This is a genomic window from Acinetobacter rongchengensis (assembly GCF_003611475.1).
Classification (GTDB): domain Bacteria; phylum Pseudomonadota; class Gammaproteobacteria; order Pseudomonadales; family Moraxellaceae; genus Acinetobacter; species Acinetobacter rongchengensis.
Genome location: NZ_RAXT01000090.1, coordinates 1 through 6,519, shown reverse-complemented (window position 1 = coordinate 6,519; position 6,519 = coordinate 1). Strand labels below are relative to the sequence as shown.

The window sequence follows — 6,519 nt, the reverse complement described above, 5'->3', positions numbered from 1 at the left end:
AATGGCTGGATGTCCAGATCTTCCGCATTAGAGCGTTTAGAACAATGGAAAAACGTTGCGTTTAACCAATATCTAGATCCAACGATCCGCAACCAAAACAACCAAAAAATTGTCATTTCTCTTTTTGATTTGTCTGGCACATGGTCTCAACCATGGGTTGATGCTGGCTATCAAGTATTTCGCTTTGATATACAGGCAGATCCTTATTTTGGCGATATTAATAACTTCAGCGTGGAATTCTTTAACGAGCTTTTTGCATGCTTTGATGGTTTGGACGTTCATGCGATTTTAGCTGCATGCCCATGTACTGACTTTGCTGTTTCTGGTGCAAGACATTTTACCGCCAAAGATGCTGATGGTCGCACGTTAAGCAGTATTGAGCTGGTGTACCAAACTTTAAGAACAATTGAATTTTTTAAACCGAATATTTGGGCAATTGAGAATCCAGTAGGGCGTATTGCGAGCTTAACCGGGTTGTCGCCGTGGCGTCTGTCGTTTGATCCGTTTCATTTTGGGGATACTTACACTAAGAAAACCTTATTATGGGGTAGATTTAATGCTGACCTACCTATTGCACCAGTAGAGCCTATAGAGGGATCTAAAATGCACAAGTTATATGGTGGGAAAAGCTTGGCCACTAAAAATGCTCGAAGTGTAACGCCTGTTGGTTTTGCATATTCATTCTTTATGGCCAATAACGCGCATGACCATAAACTGATGGCATTTTCAAACAAATATGACCGATTAGACCGGAATCTTTTAAAACTCGCTCTGAATTCAGGAGTTTCTGAATATGAAATTTCGTCTGCCATCGATGATGCTTACTATGATTATGATGATTTGGCAGCCATTGATTCTATAAATGAACTAATGCTTGCCTAAGTATTCATACAGTATTCGCGTACACGAATTTAGTGGCAAAAAGCCAAAAACTTGGAGTTTATATTATGTTTAATTTATTACCACACGAACTTATTGTTGATAATTTTGCCGGGGGTGGTGGAACATCAACCGGTTTAGAACGTGCATTTGGGAGACCGATTGATATTGCTATTAATCATGATCCTAAAGCTTTGGCGATGCACCGGGTAAATCATCCTCTTACAAAACATTATTGTGAAAGTGTTTGGGATGTAGATCCAGTTGAAATCACTGGTAATCAACCCGTTGGATTAGTCTGGTTGAGCCCAGACTGTAAACACCATTCCAAAGCTAAGGGAGGTAAACCTCTCAATAAAAACATTAGGGGATTGGCCTGGATTGCATTGCGCTGGGCAGCAAAGGTTCGACCTCGTGTAATAATGCTTGAAAATGTAACGGAGTTTGCAGAATGGGGTGACCTTGATAAAGATGGACGTCCATGCCCAAAGCGTAAGGGACGAACGTTTAATTGCTTTGTAAATGCATTGAAATATCAAGGATACTCAGTTGAATACAAAGAATTAAAAGCATGTGACTTCGGTTCACCAACTATACGAAATCGATTTTTCTTAATAGCTCGCCGTGATGGATTGCCAATCGTATGGCCAAAGGAAACCCATGGTAATCCTAATACCAGTCTTGTAAAAAAGGGACGTTTATTGCCATGGCGTACAGCTGCTGAATGCGTAGATCTAAGTTTTGATTGCCCTAGTATATTTAAAAGAAAAAAAGCACTGGCACCAGCTACGTTAGAGCGTATTGTTCGCGGTATTTTGAAATATATCGTTCATAATCCAGAGCCATATATCGTTGATGCAGCTGCTCCAATTCTTACAGAATGTGCAAATGGATCAAGTCGGAGATCAATGCCGATCGATGAGCCTTTGAGGACAATTACAGCTGAAACTAAAGGCGGTACCCACTCACTATATGTTTGTCACCTTTCAAAAATGAAAAATGGATGTACTGGCCAAGAGTTAAATGAACCTATGCATACACTCACAACAGTAAATCAATTTGCAGAGGTACGAGCTTTATTAACGAGATTTACTGAAGGGTTAAATTTCAAAAATGAACTTTTTGAAAAATTTGGAATCATTGAAATCAATGGTGAACGCTATTGTATTGAAGATATTGGCTTTAGAATGCTTCAACCATTTGAACTTTATAAGGCTCAAGGCTTTCCGCATGATTATATTTTCAGTTATGGACATGATGAAAATAACCAACAATTGAAGTTAACTAAACAAGACCAATATCGTATGGTCGGTAACTCAGTACCACCTGATTTATCTTATGCACTGGTTCTGGCCAACTTTACTCATGAACAGGAATATAGTCTGGCCTCATAAGGCTATTTGCATTCTATAAATTATGAGTTAAAAAAAGAGGTCCCTAATGACCTCTTTTTAAGCTAGATAATAAAATTAATAATTACACTTAAACCAATTTGCTTTACTGTCCCAAACCGTTCTACCAGCTTCAAGTGGGATCTGGTTGTACAACACATCACTTCCAGCTGAGATTCCATTTTGGGTATTTAAAAAGCCTTTGATATGGAACAGAGCCATTAATTATAAAGCAGGGGAATAAGTTTATCCTTGTCTGTGATCGTGGATTCCCATCGGATATTGAAGATCCGAGTATTTATAATTACTTGTCCAATTATATCCAATAGAAATCATTTTCTATAAAACAGAGTGTGTTTCCACACTCTGTTTTATACGGTATTTAGGTCCTTTAAAAGTTCAAAAGCATCCATTTCTTTAACGATGTTCAATAAATATTGCCTGTTGTTTAATAGCAATTCATCAAAGTGACGTATATCAACGATATTACTTAAATTATGTATTTTGAATTGATTTTTTGACATGTAATTAATGCATTCATCTTGATCAAAACATTTTGTTGCTGGAGATCCTGATTCACTTATGAAAATAATGCTGCTGTTCCACATAGATAAATAAAAATATCTGTAAATTTTATCATTTCGCGAAGAGTACCAGTCAGGAAGCATAATTTCACAAGAGTACTTAACATCACCTCCATGAGAATATTGATCCCAAAGTTCAATCATTTCAGAACGTTTTAATTTAGATGTCTCCAGTGCTAAAACTGTGTATTGAGAATCCCTACTTAACCCTAATTTAAAACACATATCTGCGTAATTAATCTGATCGATATCAATTGTGTCTTTGTATCGTTGTTTTTTTAATTGATTCAATAATTCAATCTGATTGCTTGTAAAAATATCCATCCATTGAGTAACTGGCAATGATTTTATTAGGGCCAAAAAAGCTTTTTTATCTTCTCTGGTGCAATCTATGTCTTCTTTCACTTGTCTATTCCGCAAGTATCCATAATTGCCATTTTCTAAATCGGAGCTAACCCAATATGCATCCTGTAAAGTTCTATCGGCTTTACTTTCTAAAGGTGTAATGTCAAATAGTCGGAGATCGTTAGGACAGCACTCTGTAAATGTTGGATGCTTAATAGGTCTGCTGGTATACGCTATTAAAGTTTTACGATGCTTTGATAAGAGAAAAACACTATCTAAATAGTTAGTCATCGTGTTTAGAACGGATAAAGGTAAGGCATATTCTTCATTTTTAGTTTTATATGTATCTAGGACGTCTATCTCAGAGTAACATTCAATATAAGGATAGTGTTGATGCTGACGAAAATTAGCAATAGCTTTTTTATTCTTACTATCAGAAAACTCATATTGAATATTATTCGAGTCTAACCAACTATAAAATGATTGATTAATAATATCCTTCACACGATGATCGATAACCAGGATATCTGGTATTCCAAAAACTAATGGAATATTTGGGCCATTAGTCTTGTAGTAACGGCTCCAAAAAGTCTTCAAGAATTTTGACAGGGAACAACTACTGTCATTTTTTTCATAATATTCCGTGTAATTTAATGGAAAATCATTGACGGAGATGCCAAGTAAACATAATGGCTGCATTGATAGATCAGGATCTATAACTAATGGATCATTAGAACGCATTACGCCGTAGTTAGGCTCTATGAATACCCGTTTGCAAACCTGTACTGTTAAGTAATGAATAATTGGCATCATCTCTGACATATTACGTGTAAATTTTATTATTCATAAGATAGACGATCTTTATTCTAACTCCAAGGATAACCCATTGTGTATTGGTAACTTTTAAGAAATATTTGAACAAACATACAGCTCTCAATACAATGGGTCTCAAATCATAGTAAGGTTTTTTTCATGTCTACTTGCAGTTCAACGTCAGGAAAACCTGAAACGAAAGTTATCGCATTTAGCGGTGCAAATAAAAAGATAAGCGATATTCTTGACCTCGAGCACGTCAGATCTAACTCGCTTTTACAAATTCCTATTGCAGCTGAATTATTATCAGCTGGATTTCCTTCACCAGCACAAGATTTTATTGAAAAGTCGGTCGATCTCAACGAAATGCTGATCACCAATGAGTACTCTACGTTTATTGGTAAAGTAGGCTCTCGTTCCATGCTAAATGCTGGTATAGATATTAACGATAAGCTCATAATCGATAGAAGCTTCAATGCCAAGCATCTAGATATTATTGTTGCTCAGCTAGAAACAGACTTTACCGTTAAGCGGTTGATGATCACCAAGCAAATGTCAGCTGGTGAAATTAATGAAATTTTTGGTCCAGATGCAAAATCTATCCCTCCAGTTTGGCTTAAAGCAGAAAACCAAGAGCACTCACATATTTTTCTAAAACCTGAACAGGAATTGATTGTGTGGGGCGTAGTGACTTACATCATTAAAGACGCACGAAAATGACAAACCGGGTATTTATTCATGTTGATATAAATTCGGCATATTGTTCGATGGAAGCATTTTGGAACCCTAAGTTAAAGGGTAAACCATGCGTTGTCTTAAGCTCTAATGACGGAACAATCATCGCGAGAAGCGCTGAAGCTAAACTCTTAAAAATCCCGATGGGTGCGCCACTCTTTAAGGTCCAAGACATCATCAATAAACATAACGTTCATGTGCTATCGAGCAATTTTGCGCTGTATGGCGAAATGTCACGCCGTTTTCATGGAATATTATCTGGTTTTGTAGATCCAAGCTGTTACAGCATTTACAGCATTGATGAAGGCTTTATAGAATTTACTCAATTTACTAAAAACTTTGATGCTACTGAAATGGCACGGGAGATTCGGCATCAAGTATATAAGTTTATTGGCTTAACAACGTGCGTGGGTGTTGGTAGAACACTGACTGAAAGTAAAATGGCCAACAACCTTGCCAAAAAGAATCCAGAATTAAATGGAATCTGTAATTTAGTGACAATGAGCCTGGTAGATGTCGAAAGCTACTATCAAAGCATGCCAGTTGATGAAATATGGGGTGTAGGGCGAAAGTACGCTAAAAAGCTTAATGACATGGGGATTTTAAGTGTGCTGGATCTTGCAACATCCAACCCGAATCGAATGCGTGAACTCTTCAATGTGAATATGCAAAGTACGATTTTAGAATTGCTTGGCCAGCCATGCTTTGAATTTGAAAGTTCACCTAAGGCGAAACAACAGATTGTCTCGAGCAAATCTTTCGGCCAGAAAATTACTGAGCTCTCAATTCTTCAAGAAGCCGTCAGCAAATATACCCATAATGCATTCAATCGGCTTGTTGCTGAACACCAGCTATGCGGATCTCTGATTGTTTTCTTGCAATCCAACCCATTTGACCAGTCAAAACCGTATTACAGCAAGTCGTTAACATACACGTTTACCCAACCTACAAACAATTTGATGCAACTGGTTAAAGCTGCCACATCACTGATTGATAAATTGTACAAAGAGGGGATAGAGTTTAAGAAATGTGGCGTGATGTTGTGTGAATTGATAAAAGAAGAACATCGCACGATCGGCCTACTAACTGACGTAGAGCAGCTTGAAAAAGAGCAAGCGTTAATGACGGCGTTTCAAAACATTCAAAGTAAGTTTGGCAAGGCTAAAATTGCTGCTGGATCATGTAATCTGAAAAATAGAGATTGGGAACCTAAGTCAGAACGTCAAAGCCGTAACTATTTTAGTGAGGCTGGTATGATTGTCTTCAATTGATTCATTTGAGGGAATTTGTTGGCAATGACGGGGATGGTCAGACTCGAACTGGCATTCAAGGAATCAAACCTTTGCCTTAAAGAGATTGATCAAATCTCAAAATCAATTGGCTACACCCTCGGAAATATAAGAAATTAAGATTGCTGATAGCTTCTTGGTGATTCAGCTGGTGTACCATCATCATATCGCCAAAATAAGAAGCTTCCACTCCATTCGACTTCACCTGAAGCATAGTCACGGATCTTATCGCTCCAGCGGATAGGTTTAATTTCATGGTCTAAGAATTCATCCCACACAATAAACGCCGTGCCATCTTTGTTTGGGATTTGGTCCTCTATGAAGAACCAGGGTGACTTCACATCAACAGAACAGCGTTTTGTCATTTTGTCTCTCTCACTCTTTTGAGTCGTATGCATATTCATATAAGCCTCAAATCAATTGAAAAGATCCTGGAAACTGTTTTGAACGTCAGATCGTGCGATCGGCGCTGTTTCTTGTTGC

General features: G+C 37.5%; 6 protein-coding genes. 4 read left to right on the top strand and 2 right to left on the bottom strand.

Annotated features, from left to right (window positions below; translation table 11 throughout):
* Positions 1-882, top strand: an 882-nt coding sequence (locus tag D7V20_RS18175; RefSeq protein ID WP_107010116.1) for a DNA cytosine methyltransferase, incomplete at its 5' end; no start/stop codon positions are given.
* Positions 883-947: 65 nt separating this feature from the next.
* Positions 948-2,273 (top strand): DNA cytosine methyltransferase, encoded by a 1,326-nt coding sequence (locus D7V20_RS18170; RefSeq protein ID WP_005006017.1) that lies wholly within the window; start codon positions 948-950, stop codon positions 2,271-2,273.
* A gap of 368 nt (positions 2,274-2,641) precedes the next feature.
* On the opposite strand, the gene D7V20_RS18165 is transcribed toward D7V20_RS18170, so the two are convergent.
* Positions 2,642-4,012: a hypothetical protein gene (locus D7V20_RS18165; RefSeq protein ID WP_227553500.1), complete on the bottom strand. Its 1,371-nt coding sequence runs from the start codon at positions 4,010-4,012 to the stop codon at positions 2,642-2,644.
* Between the two features lie 159 nt (positions 4,013-4,171).
* On the opposite strand from D7V20_RS18165, the gene umuD reads away from it, so the two are divergent.
* Positions 4,172-4,732, top strand: a complete 561-nt coding sequence (gene umuD / locus D7V20_RS18160) for a translesion error-prone DNA polymerase V autoproteolytic subunit (RefSeq protein WP_005006020.1) — start codon at positions 4,172-4,174, stop codon at positions 4,730-4,732.
* Positions 4,729-6,018 carry a Y-family DNA polymerase gene (locus D7V20_RS18155; RefSeq protein WP_038350012.1) on the top strand — a complete coding sequence of 430 codons (1,290 nt, stop codon included), beginning with the start codon at positions 4,729-4,731 and terminating at the stop codon, positions 6,016-6,018. The genes umuD and D7V20_RS18155 overlap by 4 nt, the downstream gene beginning before the upstream one ends.
* Before the next feature lie 134 nt (positions 6,019-6,152).
* Here the strand turns inward: D7V20_RS18155 and D7V20_RS18150 are convergent, their stop codons facing one another.
* Positions 6,153-6,401: a hypothetical protein gene (locus D7V20_RS18150; RefSeq protein ID WP_033917550.1), complete on the bottom strand. Its 249-nt coding sequence runs from the start codon at positions 6,399-6,401 to the stop codon at positions 6,153-6,155.
* Between the last annotated feature and the right edge of the window lie 118 nt (positions 6,402-6,519).

Coding starts and splice junctions, on each gene's coding strand:
- D7V20_RS18170 (WP_005006017.1), top strand. CDS start 948: ATGTTTAATTTATTACCACACGAACTTATTGTTGATAATTTTGCCGGG.
- D7V20_RS18165 (WP_227553500.1), bottom strand. CDS start 4,012: ATGATGCCAATTATTCATTACTTAACAGTACAGGTTTGCAAACGGGTA.
- umuD (WP_005006020.1), top strand. CDS start 4,172: ATGTCTACTTGCAGTTCAACGTCAGGAAAACCTGAAACGAAAGTTATC.
- D7V20_RS18155 (WP_038350012.1), top strand. CDS start 4,729: ATGACAAACCGGGTATTTATTCATGTTGATATAAATTCGGCATATTGT.
- D7V20_RS18150 (WP_033917550.1), bottom strand. CDS start 6,401: ATGACAAAACGCTGTTCTGTTGATGTGAAGTCACCCTGGTTCTTCATA.